Consider the following 13,306-nt stretch of genomic DNA (forward strand, 5'->3'; position numbering starts at 1 on the left):
GCTCGCCCTCCGGGCGCCAGCGTTGTCGGCCTCCCCACCGATGCTGGCCGCCTCGATGGCCCCAGGGCGGGCTGGGCAACAGAACGTCCAAGCCGTGCGAGGGGCGGGTGATGCGCGTAGTCACCCGCTGCCAGGAGTACTGCGCGCTATCAGGTCAAGGTGCTTGGTGGTGCCCTCACTGAATCGCAGCGGGAAGGTGCGCTTGCTCCGGCGTCATGGACATACAGTTATGTTCGAACGTCGACACGCTCCACCTGCACTCATCGGCGCGGAAAGGCGTACAACACGATGCTTGCTTGGGAAGCTGATTCCTCGTCAGCGGGTGGCTGGCCCTGCCAACGCGTGACGACCTGTTCGATCTCTGTCAGCATGCGGTCCATATCCTGCGGCGACATACGCATCGCGTAGTCACGAGGGCCCGAGACGGCAGCCCACGCCGTCCCCCAGTCCCCCGCCGTGCGCTGGTACTCCTCCAGCAGCGACAAGTGCAGCTGCACCATTTCCCGCAGCAACGCGGCGTTGGCAGCGTTTTTCTCTTGATCGCCGAATGAGTCGAGGGACCAAGTGGTCTGGTCCGCTGTCGCCCGCCACCAGCTCTCCTTACGGTTCCTAGCCTTGTCCGGGGCCGGCTCCACGAAGTCGTACTTTGCCAGTGTGCGCGTGTGATAGCTCACCGCGGCCGTCGACGTGTCAAGTACCGCGGCGAGCTGCGTAATGGTCGCCGCTCCCCGCCTGCGCAGCTCACCCAGGATGCGCAGGCGCAACGGATGCGCCAGGGCTCGCATGGCCTGCGGAGACTCAACACTTTGCGACTTCATGCACGACAGACTAGCAGATTCCCAAGAAGTATTGGCAAAAAAATATTGCCAATACTTTTTTGACATCGTACGGTTGCCAAAAAATCTCGGCAACTGGAGAGTGTCATGCGGCTATCCGTCCTCGCCCCGCTCCGGGGCACCGCCTACCGCCAACTGTGGACTGGGCAGTTGGCCGCGCTGCTCGCAGACGGCGCCTTCTCAACGGCGCTCATCTGGACCGCGCTGTCCTCCTCGGGTGCGGCGGGCCTCTCCGTGGTGGCTACTGCACGCCTGCTTCCCCGGATGCTGCTCACGCTAGCCGGGGGCGTCATCGCCGACCGTGTCCCCAAGCCCTTGCTGCTGCGGGCCACCGCGCTGGCACAGGCAGCCGCTGCGGCCGTGCTGGCAGCACTCGCGGTGAGCGGCCAGCCGGCCATCTGGGAGCTGGCGCTGTTGGGTGGTGCGGCAGGCGCAGCTAGCGCCCCTTTCTTCCCGGCGCTCAATGCGCTGCTGCCCGCCACGGTCGATGCCAAGCTTCTCCCTGCGGCCAATGGACTGGTTGCCACGGGGCGTTTGATCGGCCTGCAGTTCTTTGGGCCGGCCCTGGGCGGAATGCTCGTTGGCTTCTGGGGGCCAGGCGCTGCCTTTGCAGTGATGGCCTGCGGATATGGCCTGGGGGCGTTCTTATTGGGCCGGGTCACCACCATCGCGGTCACATCGCCCGAGGGGGATGCGCCGCCCGTGCGTCAGGCTATGTGGGAGGGCCTTGTGTACGTGAAGTCCCAGTGCTGGCTGCTGAGTGTCCTAATCGCGTTCGCGGCGATGAACTTTCTCACCTCAGGGCCGGCAGCCACGCTGGTGCCCGCACTAGTCAAGTCCCAGCTGGGTGGTGGGGCCACCGGCCTGGGGGCGCTGATGGCCTGCTACGGCATTGGCGGAGGTCTTGCGGCATTATGCGTCGGCCGTGCCGTGCCTTCCTCAGCAAAGCGCCTGATGCGTCGGCTCTACCTCGCCTTTGGGATCTCCAGTGCGTGCCTCGCCGGGCTGGGTTTAACCAGCACACTTGTTGTTGCGATGGTGCTGTACACGGCATCAGGTGCCGCCGCCGAGCTGGGCAACGTCATGTGGATCACCCTGATGCAACGCCGGGTGCCTGAACAGTTCATGGGCCGGGTCTCTTCCTTCGACTGGTTCCTGTCGCTGAGTCTCATACCGCTATCGACGTCACTTTCGGGAGTTTTCGCCGCGAGCGTGGGCGCCGGTGCGCTGCTCATGTGGTGCGGCGGACTATCAGTGCTGGTACTTACCCTCAGTGCGACGCTTGGGCTGTCGACGCGGGCACGGCAGCTTGCGTCTGAACAGAGCTAGGTCGAGTGCCATGCGCCGATGTCTCCGCCAGCTTTAGGGAACTCGCTTATGCGGCTGACGATCACCTTGTATCCCCACAGCCGGCTCCTGCCCCAGGTACGCGCGATCCAACGCTAAGCGGCCTCCTTGTCACCTCAACCCACCCCGAGGCGGCAAGGAAGGCTCAGCAAAGGACGTCACAACGACGGCGTGCGGCCGTGTCGACCTGGGCCCAGGTGAAGTGTGGTGAGGCAGCGCTGCCGAAGACTTCGGCATCTCGTTCTCGGTGGACAAAGCAGGGCTCCCTGCACGCGCCCTATCAAGGGCGCGCAGGTGTACCTACCGTGGGTGGTCGGCGTGGTGGACTCTCACGCGGGGGGCAGATGAGCACCGAGGTGTCCTGGACGTTGTCAAAGTGCTCCATCATGGCTCCTCTCCGCCGTACCTTCGGGCATCCGCCCTAGCGTGGACATGATCCAGCCGCCCGCCCGTATAGACCGCCGGACCTCCTACCGCTCCGTGCAATCTCATATGCAATTGCACGGCTGGTGGGATGCTGAAGATATTAGCCTTGCCAGCACATGCTCGAACTCCCCCGATCGAGTGCTCCGTTGAGGACTTCGGTCTCTGCTCAGGAGAGAAGTGGGAGATAGTTCAGGCGAGTCGGCGAGAGGACAGATGTTGACATCAAGCGAGCTGCCTTCGCGTCCTGCGGCCACACCTGTTCTGGCCGACTGGGGGTTGGCGATGGGGCTCGGCGTTCCTCGCTTCACTGCACGTCGCTTCACGGCCTGCCCGGCCGGCCTTCAGAAGATTCGGCGCTACACACGGTTGACCATGCGGGACTGGGGGCTTTCGTCCTGCGCCGAGGACGCTGTGATGGTGGTCAATGAACTGGTGACCAACGCACTTCGCCATGGCCTGTCCAAGCCGTCTGCCGACGTCGGGTGGCTCGGACTCATGTACACCGCCGACACGGTGACATGCACTGTCAAAGATTCCAGCGCCACCGTTCCCACCACACCAGCAACCCATCTGCTCGCCGCGTACGGACGCGGACTGTGCATCGTCAACACATTGAGTTGCGGTTGGGGTTACTCAATCACTGACGGCCCGGGGAAAACCGTTTGGGCACGCCTGTCGACAGGCGGCAGCTCCGATCACTGGCCCGGGCCATAGCCCTGTCTGGGGTGGTCTGTCGTACCAGTGAGGTTCGCCTTTCCACCTCGATGAGGGTCCTTTGGAATGGCTGCGAACGGGCCACCGGATCAAAGCTGTGGGAGAGGTCTGAGCCAGCCTCGAAGGTCAGGCGCCACGCCTCAGTAACTGAGAGAGTCGAGAAGGACGCCTCCGTCGGCAAAGCAGTACTGTGAATGATCCTGACGTGCTGATGTTCACGCCTTGGCTAGGGATGGCTTCTCTGCGCCGGCGAGTGTCGTAGCGCGGACACCGCCCGCATCCATCTGCACATCCTGCTCTGTCTCGGTTGATGGACAGGTACGGTGACTGCGATCACGTTGATCGCAGTGAAGGTGAGGAAAGCACATGACTGACTCCGTACTCCTTCAGACCATCGAGAACCTCGAACACACACTGCCGGAGCTCGAAGAGCAGGAAAGGCAGCTGCGAGGACAACTCAACGACGTGATGCGACGCGTCACTGCAGCCCGCACCGCCCTGGAGCACCTGCGTGTCCTGACCGGCACCGCTGCTCCCAGCAGACAGCCTGCATCCACCACCCCACCGGATTCAGTACCCGGTGAGCAATCCCCCGTCGAGCCGACAGGCGACTCAAGCCAGGACTCCCCCGGTCTCGAAACCCCTGTCGCGCCTGAGTCGACCGGTGCGCAAGAACGAACAGCTTCTGCCGTGCCACAGCCACGTACGGCAGCATCTTCAGCCGCCGGGTCCGGCACTGCCAGGAAACGCACTGCCAAGAAGGCTGTGACACCTGTTAAGTCGAAGGCGAGGAAGGTGGCTTCGAAGCAGACCGCCACCACTCAGCCAGCTGACAAGGGCGCAGGAAAGCTTATCGATGCGGCGCTGGCTGTGCTCAAGAAGTCCAGCGTGCCGATGCGTGCCCATGAGGTCAACGCGGCCCTGGGGCGGGAGGCCACACCAGGACAGATCGAATCCGTCCGCAACACCCTCGACCGTGTCGCAAAGCAGCAAAACAGGGTGACCCGTCCAGGACGCGGCACCTACGCAGCGGTCTGACGCCACTCGGCTGCAGTTCTGGTCGGGCTTTCTGTGGAGGGGCGGATCCCCACCGACGGCCGTGGGCAGCCTGTGTGTCTTGACACAGAAATCGTTGTCCTGTTGGGCCGGGACCGTGTCGCCTGGCTGTCAGGCGACCAAACGTTCCTGGGGTCACAGGTACCTAGTGCTGTGACCGCATAGGTTCGCCGGGTGAATGATCAAAGCCATGACGACGAGCGGTTGGGCTCCCTATCGGATCTATGGACCTTGACGCGTTCGCGTCGCCGGCACGGCAGTAGGGTGAAACGGTGACCTGCTTACCGGAAGACTCGCCGCCGCTGATCGGCGAAGACGACCGCGATACGGCCGTGCGGCGCCTGCAGGAGGCGTACACCGAAGGGCTCATCTCACACGAGGAGTTGGACGGACGCCTCCACCAGGTGCTCAACGCCAAGGCCCACAGCGAGCTCGTGTCTGCTTTGGCCTCACTCCCGGAGAAGCACTCGGGCACCGTGTCAACCATCGCCGCCGCCAGCGGACGGATCCAGCGGCGAGGTGCATGGCGGGTACCTCGGATCCTCAAGGTCGATTCCGCATTCGGAAGGGTGCGCCTGGATCTGTCCCAAGCGGTCATCGAGCATCCGGTCGTCGATATCGAGCTGCAAGTCGGGACCGGCGGGGCCCGAATCACGGTGCCTCGCGACGCGGTCGTTGACGTCGAGGGTTTGCGCACCGAGTGGAAGGACCTGCGCTACAAGGCCCCGCGGCGTTCCCGCCCCGGCGGGCCGACGATCCGCATCTCTGGGACCATGGGATTCGGACGATTGAAGATTCGTCACGCCCGGCGTTGAGGCTCCATCCGGCTAGAACCACCCGCCCGGCACTACGCCCCCACCGACTGCGGAAGCCGTGGCGGCGTAGGTTCGCCGGGGTGGTCAGGCGATGGCTTTGAGGAGGCGTCCGCCCCAGCGGTTGCCTTTCTCGCTGCGGATGCGGGCGCGTTCACGTCGTTCGGCGGCCAGGACGTCGCGGTGGCGGGCGTTAGCGTTGCGCCAGCGCAGGTAGACGTGCAGGGCCCGGGTCTGCGCCGGCTGGTTGGGGTGGTGGGAGTTGGCGATGGTGAACTACCTCAGCGGTCCGAAGTGCGCCTCGATCGAGTTTGCCCAGGAGGCGTAGGTCGGGGTGAAGCACAGCTCGACCTTGTGTCTCTTCGCCCAGCGGCGGATGTCGGCGCCCTTGTGGGCGGACAGGTTGTCCAGGATCACGTAGATCGGCGCGCCGTCGGGCCGGGTGGTGCGGATCGACTTGAGCTGGATACGTGCTCGCGTGCGGCCCTGGCCGGCGGACGCACTCGGCTGGAGCGCGCGCACCACCGTGAACTGGCCACCGTCATCGGGACGGTGAGGGTGACCCGGTGCGCGCTCAGGTCACCGGGCCGGCACAACTGCTATCCGGCCGACCAGGCGCTCGGCCTGCCGCACGAGCGGCACAGCCTGGGGGTGCGCAGGCTGGCGGTCCTCGAGGCGGTGCGCGGCTCGTACGACGCCGCGATGGAGGCGATCACCCTGCGGGAAGGTCGTGGGCAAACGCCAGGTCGAACACCTCGTGCGGGCAGCCGCGGTGGACGTGGCCGCGTTCTACGCCGCCCGGATCCCCGCGCCGCAGAGCGCGGAGATGCTGCTGGTGCTGTCCGTGGACGGCAAGGGCGTCGTCATGCGCCCGGGTCATCTGCGCGAGGCCACCCGCAAGGCGGCCGAGCGCGCGCAGCGAACCTTCCGCACCCGCCTGGCCACCGGTGAGAAGACCGGGCGCAAGCGGATGGCGACCCTGGCCGCGGTCTACGACGGCGACCCGGCCGTGCGCCGCCCGCACGACATCATCGCCCCGCCCGGCGGCCGCAGCACCGTCCGAACCCCGCGCCCTGGGCCGAAGGCCCAGGCCAAGTGGCTGACCGGCTCGGTCGAGTATGACCCCGAGCACGTCATCGCCGCCGCCTTCGACCAGGCCCAGGCCCGCGACCCGCAGCACATGAGGTGCTGGGTGGTCCTCGTCGACGGCGCCCGCCACCAACTCGACCTGATCCAGGCCGAGGCCAAGCGCCGTGGCGTGACCATCCACATCGTCCTCGACCTGGTCCACGTGATCGAGAAGCTCTGGACCGCGTCCCGCTGCTTCCACACGCCCGCCGACCCGGACGCCGAGGACTGGATCGCCGTCAAGACCGCCCGCATCCTACGCGGATGCGCACAGCAGGCCGCCGACGAGATCCGCACCGAAGCCGACCGTCGCAAGCTGACAGGTGATCAACGGACAGCCGCCGACAAAGCAAGTCAATACCTCAACAACAACGCTGACTTCGTCCACTACGACCAGGCACTCGCCGCCGGCTGGCCGATCGCCAGCGGCGTCATCGAAAGTGCAGCACGCCACCTCATCGCCGACCGACTCGACATCACCGGCAGCAGATGGAGCGTCCCAGGTGCCGAGGCCCTCCTCATCCTGCGTGCTGTCATCAGCAACGACGACTTCCCGGCGTACTGGCGCTATCACGTCGCCGCCGAGCACCAGCGTCTCTACCCGGCCCACGACGAGGGGGAATACGCACTTTCCGCGTGATCACAGGCCCCGGCCGAAGGCGCTGGCGTGAGGCACGGCGCCTTCTATGGCCTGCCGGCTTCCGGCAGTTGGGGGTGATCAGGTGCGGGGCGTCGCCTTGACGAGGCGTACGGGCTCACCATCGAGCAGCACCTCGTCCAGGAAGGCATCGGTGATCCTGTCGTCCTCTCCTCGCGGGAAGTCCTTCGTGACGTCCAAGGTGAGATGGAAGTCGCGGAACGCGGTCCTGATACGGGACGCCAGATCCGCGTAGTTCGGAGTCTCCGCGGGATCAGCGGCGATCTGGACACGGGCCTCCCGGGGGGCGTCGATCCCCGTCACCCGCACATCGAAGGCATGGGCGAGGTCTGCCTCCTGTAGCGCCTTGCGGGCGGAATCGTGCAGCGCGACCGCACTCAGGTACTGCGTCACCTGGTCACGGCTGAAGGCCCGCGCAACGCTCAACGCGATGGCCTTGGCGGGCGTGCCGTTGCGGAACTCGCGTGTGATGGCGTCGATCAACGCGCGCTTCTCGCCGAGATAGTTCTCAAGCTCCACCTCAATGTCCATGGGCACACACTATCGATCGGACTGAATTACGTCCAGACTGAATTCAGTCTCCTGTGGTCGAAAGCCGCCAGCACGCATCCGCCCTCGGGCGTGAACCCGAGCGTCAGCTCACTTCAGGGGAGCCGCACCCAACCTCAAATGGCGTAAAGAAGGCCGCGTTCGAATGTGCTCAAGCTGGCACTGCGCACCCGAGCCGGCCAGAACGGAGTGTGGTGTCCCGCAGGTGCGGGCCGGGTGTGCCGTGTGTCGCTCCGGGAGCGCAGCTCTATGACAACAATCGCGACAGGAGGTAGAGCACCGCCAAGACCCCCAAAAGTGCTCCGGTAATCTGCCACATCCGCTGCGACGAGGGCAGGATGAAGACCTGCAGCTTGGATTTGCCGGGATAGACGTAGTAGACGCGGTGCCGGTGCTCGGGCACGACCACTCGGGCCAGCGGCAGGTACCGCAGGTCGGCCTCTCGCGCGATCTCACCGTTGCGCGGCTTGAGGCGAGGCTTGAGCAGAGCCTTGAACTCGGCCTCGAGGCTGTCAGGGACTGAGTCCTTGTGGGTGAGGAAGGTCTTGCGCCAGTTGCCGTACTCGCGTGCGTGCTGACGCGCCACGTATGACAGTCCCGACTCAGGCCACTTGATCTTGCCGGTTCGTGGTTGCCGACTGATGATGCCTTCGGTCCACGCCACAGTGTGGCCGGTGCCAGCGCATCGCTTGTGGGGCTCGGTTCCCTCGCCATCGCATTCGGGACACTCTCGTACCCCCTGCCTCGGCAGGTCGAGCAGGGGACGTGTCCGCGGCCTCGGCATGTGGAACATGCGGCATCAAACGCCCCGCACTTTTTGCAGGTGACGCGCTCGTCCGCTGCCTGCCGTGTTTCTTCGAGGGCCTTGTGGGTGCGGTGGCCTGAGCCGTCGCAGCGTAAGCAGGCGTCGGTGCCGCGGCAGTCGCTGCAGGTGGTCGTTGCCGCACAGGGTAGGTCCCCTCGCCCGTGGCAGCGTGAGCAGGTCACTTTCCCGTTGCCGCACGGGCAGGGGTCCTCTTTGACCGAGCCTCGTTGCACCAGGTGCAGTGTCGTCGCGACGGCAGGGTCCTTTGGTGGGACGAGGGAGTAACGTTCCAGCCTGTCGTACTGCGGACGGTCCGATAGATCGATTCGACCTCGGTGAAGCTGCCTGTCTTCGGTGCGGGTCTCTATGCAGCGCACGACCGTTCCCTCGAGGAGCGAGCGCCAGGTGATCTCTCCGGAGGCCGGCAGGCCCATCTTTGGTGCTTCCCCGCGCTCGGTGACGTGCTGTCGTACCGCTTGCAGGATGTCCGTGTCGCTGAGCATGGGCCTCCCCTGTTTCAGCCGCAGGTCCCTTCTCCGCGGCCGTGGTTGGCACCGTAGCCAAAACGCATGGCGGGCAGCCGAACCGGTCAACAGGGACAGCCGGCCGACGTGCCGACGCGCTTGCGGGGTGTCAGCGGGGTCTCCAGGTGCGGATCTCGAGGTGGGTGATGTGGGCGCTGGGGTGGATGCGGCCGGTCTCCAGGAGCCATTGTGTGACGGCAGCGGTGACGTCTCCGCCTGCTGCATCTACACGCTGCGCAAATTCGACGGCGTCGAAGCCTCCGGTAGTGGCGGATCCGTAGGAGCGTTCTTCGGTGTGGTCGGCACGTTGGATGACGTCGCGGCGGATGCCGGGTGAGTCCGCGCGGCTGCCGGAGGCCAGGGTGAACCCGCTCTTGGGCATACGCACCGTGAAGGCGAGGCGCAGTCTTTGGCGGGCTGCTTCGGCGATGAGGGGACGTAGGCGGGCTGCGCCGGAGGCGATGGCTTGGGCTCCGGCGCGGCCGGTGCCGGTGCCGGTGGGGGTGATGAGGACGGCTTTGGTGCGGACGCGGGCGCGGGTGCCGGCGGCGGTGGTGCGGCGGGTGATGTGGGGGGCTGCGAGGGCGGCGAGTTCGGTTGTGTCGGTGATGCCGGCGTGGATGGCGGTGAGGACGTGGCGGAGTGCGGGGACGAAGGCTGCGCCTTTGTGGCGTGTGTAGAACTGGGAGACGAGGGAGGGGTCTCGGTTGATGATGTGGGCGATGTCGCGTTTGGTGTAGCCGGTGGCGCGGAGTTGTTCGGAGAGCTGGGCTGCTTCGTTCAACTCGGCTGAAGTTTTGCGGTGTTGGGGTGGCATCAGGCGTCACCGTGGGTGGGGGTGCGGTGGAGGGCGTGGCGTCCGGCGTCGCGCAGGGCGAGGAGTTCATCTTCGGTGGTGGGTGCGGTCAGGGGGCCGCTCAGGTGGCCTTTGTAGAGGTATTCGCCGGGCTGACCGTGGTAGGGCCAGTTCTGGGGTGCGGTGAGGTAGACGGCGTCGGTGCGGAAGGCGACGACGGAGCCGGGGGGTGCGTGGAGGGCGCCGACGTGGGTGTTGTCTTCGCGCATGCGCATGGATAGCAGTGCGGCGCGGGCGCCGGACCAGATGGTGGCGGCCCATTCGGGGTGGGCGTTGGGGTCTCGGGCGAAGCCGGTGGGGCGTTGCCAGGTGACGTGTTCGTCGTCGAAGCCGATGATTTCGGCGTCGGCGGGGATGTCGTGTTCGGCGGTGCGGGGGGTGGTGCCTGTGACGGTGCGGGGGCGTTGGGCGAAGGAGCCGATGCCGTACAGGAGCAGGGAGCGTACGGCGCGGGAGGCGAGGTGGGCGGCTTGGCGGTGGGTGGGGTCGCCGTGGAGGTCGGCTTGGGCGGAGAGGGAGGCCCAGGCTTCTTTGAGTTTTTTGGACCAGTCGTCGAGGGGTTTGCCGTCTTCCCAGAGGAGGCCGTCGAGGATTTCGATCTTCCAGGGGGCGAGGGGGTTGGACAGGGCGGTGTAGATCTCGGGGCCGCCGGCCCAGGTGCTGAAGGTGGTGCCGGGTGTGCGGGGGTAGTGCCAGGCGCGTTCGCCAGGTGCGGGGGCGGGGAGGATGCCGACGTGGTTCCAGCCGTCGGGGACGGTCACGCGGATCTGCCAGTGACCGCAGCCGAAGAGGGCTTTGGTCTGCTCTTTCTCGCTCCAGGAGGCGAAGGTGGAGGCGGTAATGCGGTGGGGGGTGCCGACGGGGGATTTCCAGGTGTGTTTGGCGTAGGCGAAGGTGCGGTCGTATTCGACGAGGGCGGGGAGTTGTTCGGGGACGTCGGGTGGGGTGATGAGTTCGGTGCGGCCCTGGCCTGCGGTGGCGTGGAGGAGGCCGCGCAGTTCTTCGGACAGGACGGGGTAGCCCTCGGCGAACTGGCCGCGGGCGGGGATGGTGCGGGTCCACAGGTCGCGGCCGGTCTGGGAGGGGGATCCCATGATGACGGCGTCGGGCCAGTGGGCGCGTAGCGCCTTCCATAGCAGGACGAAGGCGTCGCGGATGGTGGTGGCGTCGGCTCCTTCGGGGTCGAACCACTCCCCCACCGAGCGGATCTCGACGTGCTGCTGGTCGCCCTCACGCTGGAAGCGGGCGACGGGGTTCCGTGCGTGGACGAAGTGGCCGGCCATGCGGTCCTTGCCGCGGCCGGTGTCGGTGCGCCACCCCGGGGTGGGGGCGTTGAGCCAGGCGGCGACGGCGTCACGCAGGAACGGGTAGCGGCTGGCATCGTGGTGCCAGGGGTCGCCTGCGGTGATGTAGATCCGCTCGACACCGGCCTGACCCACCTCGGCGCCCGCGAATACGACGTGGACACCGGCCGATTCATCTCCGTCGACCCGGTCACCGACTCCGACCCTTCCGGGATGCTGTTCGCCGACCCCGACGGCTCGGGACGCGGCACCGGCGTCGTCCACAACAGCCACGGCGGCATGCGCCTCTCCGGCTCACGGGACTACATCCCCGGCCCCGGCGCCTGCATCCAGCCCTACTGCCACACCCCCTACAACGGCCCGACTCGCTACGAGATCTACCCGGGAGTTGAGGCCCCACTCAGCTGGGACAAAGCCCCTGAACTAGAGCGGCAGTTCAAGGAAGTCACCAGCCTCTTCAAGCCGTGGGGCAACCCGCGCTTCGAAGACGGCCCGATGGCCGGCGTGCGCATCATGCACGCCCTCAGCGAAGCCTGCTACCGGATCGAAGGCGGCTGCCCCGACGAGGTCTACAGCTTCAGCAAACTCTTCGCCACCGCAGCGCTAGCCGCCGCAACAGAAGGAGATATCCCCGGTCGGATCGTTGGACGTCTCGCCGGCAAGGCCAGCAACTGCTTCCACAGCTTCACTCCGGACACCGAAGTCGCACTCGCCGACGGCAAGCGAAAGCGCATCGAGTACGTAAAAACCGGTGACAAAGTCATAGCCACCGACCCGGAAACCGGCAAGACCACCACCCGCCCCGTCGTCGCCACCATCGTCACCAAGGACGACAAGCACTTCACCGACCTCACCGTCAAAACCCCACCCGGCGACTCCAGCATCATCGCCACCGACACCCACCCCTTCTGGTCCGTCGACAAGAAGAAGTGGATCAACGCCAGCGACCTTCGCCCGGGCACCAAACTCCGCACCCCTCAGGGCGCAACGGTCAAGATCACCGCGGTCCGCCACTTCCGCAAGCAGCAGCAGACACACGACCTGACCATCGCAGGCACGCACACGTACTATGTGCTGGCAGGTCAGACGCCAGTGCTCGTTCACAACAGCACATGCACGAAGCCGGTCAACCTTCCAGGGTGGCGGAAAGTGGACATCGATATGGATCATGTCCTCGACCGACACACCGATGCAGGCAAGACGTACAAGCAGAGCGGAATCAAGACGAAGTTCCCGGACTACATGTCTCCAAGGGAGATTGAGTCCACGATTCGCCAGGCATATAGGTCATCTTCGGCCGCAGGGCGCTCTCAGGGGGATCGAGTCTTCCTGCGAGGCTCGGCAAATGGGCTCGACGTCGAGATGTGGGTGAACAAACAAACGCACATGATTGAGACCGCCTACCCGGTTTGGAGGTGAGATTGATGGAGTTCGAACTGTTCTGTGACGTGGAATCTCTCGATCTCGCTAGATCGGGCTCTATCTGGGGTAACGTCTGGATCGGTATCTCCGGGTGCCCCTTTCCGGAATCGAACTGGAACGACATGCCAGTCGCATTCCTCGTGGAACTGAGCGACGCGGTCTCTTTTGTCCGCCAGGCTGAGGGAAGACACAGGAGAGTCAGGTTCTTCGACGGTCCATTCTGGATCGATCTGGTCGGTCGGGGTGATGGTGCCGTGAGTGTTTCGGCTAACGCCCACGACGCAGACAAGAAGGTGACGGTCAGCGCTCACGACATGGCTCGATCATTGACGGCGGTTCGGATCGAGTTGATCCGCGCGTGCCTGGAGCGCGGATGGGGTGATCAGATGGACGTTCGCCGCTTGCAAGCTCAGTAACAGGCGTCCGACGAGACTCCTGATGAATTCAGAAGTGCAAATCTGAAGCCCTGCCAGGTACGTCCTGGCGGGGCTTCTGCACGGGGTGACGGCAGTAGTCGACGGCAACATCAGCGGACGAAGGCGGTGCAGGGTGGCGATTCATCGCCGTCGCTGTTGCCCGTCTCGGTGATCGGGCTCCCGAGTGCAGTGCTGAGGGTGTCGCTGGAGGCGGAGTCGGACGTGGGCGTAGACGCTGTCGGTGACGCCGATGTGGGCGTGGCCGAGGAGTGCCTTGATCACGACGAGTTCGACGCCCTGTTCCAGGAGCAGGGTGGCGGAGGTCGTGGAAGCGGATCGTCCGGAGTCCTGCGCGGCGGAGGAGGCGGCGGTACGAAGAATCGGGCCAATTCACGCATCGACGAGATCAGTAATCGCATCGAAGCCCGCGCTGCGCGTCAAGACCGGGGTTGG

The 13,306-nt window shown here is 65.6% G+C and carries 10 protein-coding genes and 4 pseudogenes; 7 read left to right on the forward strand and 7 right to left on the reverse strand.

Going from position 1 to position 13,306, the window contains the following annotated elements; translation table 11 throughout:
* Positions 1 to 260 precede the first annotated feature (260 nt).
* Entirely contained in the window at positions 261 to 818 is a 558-nt protein-coding gene (locus ACZ4NB_RS33040) for a helix-turn-helix domain-containing protein (protein ID WP_467666722.1), read from the reverse strand.
* Positions 819 to 923: 105 nt separating this feature from the next.
* On the opposite strand from ACZ4NB_RS33040, the gene ACZ4NB_RS33045 reads away from it, so the two are divergent.
* The 4 genes from ACZ4NB_RS33045 (at position 924) to ACZ4NB_RS33060 (ending at position 5,194) form a co-directional block, all read left to right on the forward strand.
* Positions 924 to 2,165, forward strand: coding sequence for an MFS transporter (locus ACZ4NB_RS33045; RefSeq protein WP_467666723.1), 1,242 nt, complete (start codon positions 924 to 926; stop codon positions 2,163 to 2,165).
* 657 nt (positions 2,166 to 2,822) lie between these two features.
* Positions 2,823 to 3,323: an ATP-binding protein gene (locus tag ACZ4NB_RS33050; protein ID WP_467666724.1), complete on the forward strand. Its 501-nt coding sequence runs from the start codon at positions 2,823 to 2,825 to the stop codon at positions 3,321 to 3,323.
* A gap of 366 nt (positions 3,324 to 3,689) precedes the next feature.
* Positions 3,690 to 4,361 (forward strand): hypothetical protein, encoded by a 672-nt coding sequence (locus tag ACZ4NB_RS33055; protein WP_467666725.1) that lies wholly within the window; start codon positions 3,690 to 3,692, stop codon positions 4,359 to 4,361.
* 290 nt (positions 4,362 to 4,651) lie between these two features.
* Positions 4,652 to 5,194, forward strand: a complete 543-nt coding sequence (locus ACZ4NB_RS33060; RefSeq protein ID WP_467666726.1) for a DUF1707 SHOCT-like domain-containing protein — start codon at positions 4,652 to 4,654, stop codon at positions 5,192 to 5,194.
* Between the two features lie 84 nt (positions 5,195 to 5,278).
* Here the strand turns inward: ACZ4NB_RS33060 and ACZ4NB_RS33065 are convergent.
* Positions 5,279 to 5,656: pseudogene (locus ACZ4NB_RS33065) on the reverse strand (transposase); the annotation flags it as partial.
* A gap of 33 nt (positions 5,657 to 5,689) precedes the next feature.
* Here ACZ4NB_RS33065 and ACZ4NB_RS33070 point away from each other — a divergent pair.
* Positions 5,690 to 6,959 (forward strand): annotated as a pseudogene (locus ACZ4NB_RS33070) (ISKra4 family transposase); the annotation flags it as partial.
* Between the two features lie 78 nt (positions 6,960 to 7,037).
* Here the strand turns inward: ACZ4NB_RS33070 and ACZ4NB_RS33075 are convergent.
* The 4 genes and pseudogenes from ACZ4NB_RS33075 to ACZ4NB_RS33090 form a co-directional block, all read right to left on the reverse strand.
* On the reverse strand, positions 7,038 to 7,508 hold the full coding sequence (locus ACZ4NB_RS33075; protein ID WP_467666727.1) for a hypothetical protein: 471 nt from the start codon (positions 7,506 to 7,508) through the stop codon (positions 7,038 to 7,040).
* 265 nt (positions 7,509 to 7,773) lie between these two features.
* Positions 7,774 to 8,190 (reverse strand): hypothetical protein, encoded by a 417-nt coding sequence (locus ACZ4NB_RS33080; protein WP_467666728.1) that lies wholly within the window; start codon positions 8,188 to 8,190, stop codon positions 7,774 to 7,776.
* A 774-nt stretch (positions 8,191 to 8,964) separates the two neighbouring features.
* Positions 8,965 to 9,672 carry a helix-turn-helix domain containing protein gene (locus tag ACZ4NB_RS33085; RefSeq protein WP_467666729.1) on the reverse strand — a complete coding sequence of 236 codons (708 nt, stop codon included), beginning with the start codon at positions 9,670 to 9,672 and terminating at the stop codon, positions 8,965 to 8,967.
* Positions 9,672 to 11,138 (reverse strand): annotated as a pseudogene (locus tag ACZ4NB_RS33090) (hypothetical protein); the annotation flags it as partial. The gene ACZ4NB_RS33085 and the pseudogene ACZ4NB_RS33090, both read right to left, overlap by 1 nt.
* A gap of 390 nt (positions 11,139 to 11,528) precedes the next feature.
* Between ACZ4NB_RS33090 and ACZ4NB_RS33095 the strand changes: the two are divergent.
* Positions 11,529 to 12,434, forward strand: coding sequence for a polymorphic toxin-type HINT domain-containing protein (locus tag ACZ4NB_RS33095; RefSeq protein ID WP_467666781.1), 906 nt, complete (start codon positions 11,529 to 11,531; stop codon positions 12,432 to 12,434).
* Between the two features lie 5 nt (positions 12,435 to 12,439).
* On the forward strand, positions 12,440 to 12,853 hold the full coding sequence (locus ACZ4NB_RS33100) for a hypothetical protein (RefSeq protein WP_467666730.1): 414 nt from the start codon (positions 12,440 to 12,442) through the stop codon (positions 12,851 to 12,853).
* 110 nt (positions 12,854 to 12,963) lie between these two features.
* Here the strand turns inward: ACZ4NB_RS33100 and ACZ4NB_RS33105 are convergent.
* Positions 12,964 to 13,229, reverse strand: a pseudogene (locus tag ACZ4NB_RS33105) (tyrosine-type recombinase/integrase); the annotation flags it as partial.
* Positions 13,230 to 13,306: the final 77 nt, after the last annotated feature.

The organism is Streptomyces sp. NPDC026575 (assembly GCF_055567415.1).

Bases quoted from the DNA above. Each gene is read 5' to 3' on its own strand.
- ACZ4NB_RS33050 (WP_467666724.1), top strand. From the start codon at position 2,823: ATGTTGACATCAAGCGAGCTGCCTTCGCGTCCTGCGGCCACACCTGTT.
- ACZ4NB_RS33055 (WP_467666725.1), top strand. From the start codon at position 3,690: ATGACTGACTCCGTACTCCTTCAGACCATCGAGAACCTCGAACACACA.
- ACZ4NB_RS33075 (WP_467666727.1), bottom strand. From the start codon at position 7,508: ATGGACATTGAGGTGGAGCTTGAGAACTATCTCGGCGAGAAGCGCGCG.
- ACZ4NB_RS33085 (WP_467666729.1), bottom strand. From the start codon at position 9,672: ATGCCACCCCAACACCGCAAAACTTCAGCCGAGTTGAACGAAGCAGCC.
- ACZ4NB_RS33100 (WP_467666730.1), top strand. From the start codon at position 12,440: ATGGAGTTCGAACTGTTCTGTGACGTGGAATCTCTCGATCTCGCTAGA.
- ACZ4NB_RS33045 (WP_467666723.1), top strand. From the start codon at position 924: ATGCGGCTATCCGTCCTCGCCCCGCTCCGGGGCACCGCCTACCGCCAA.
- ACZ4NB_RS33040 (WP_467666722.1), bottom strand. From the start codon at position 818: ATGAAGTCGCAAAGTGTTGAGTCTCCGCAGGCCATGCGAGCCCTGGCG.
- ACZ4NB_RS33095 (WP_467666781.1), top strand. From the start codon at position 11,529: ATGCACGCCCTCAGCGAAGCCTGCTACCGGATCGAAGGCGGCTGCCCC.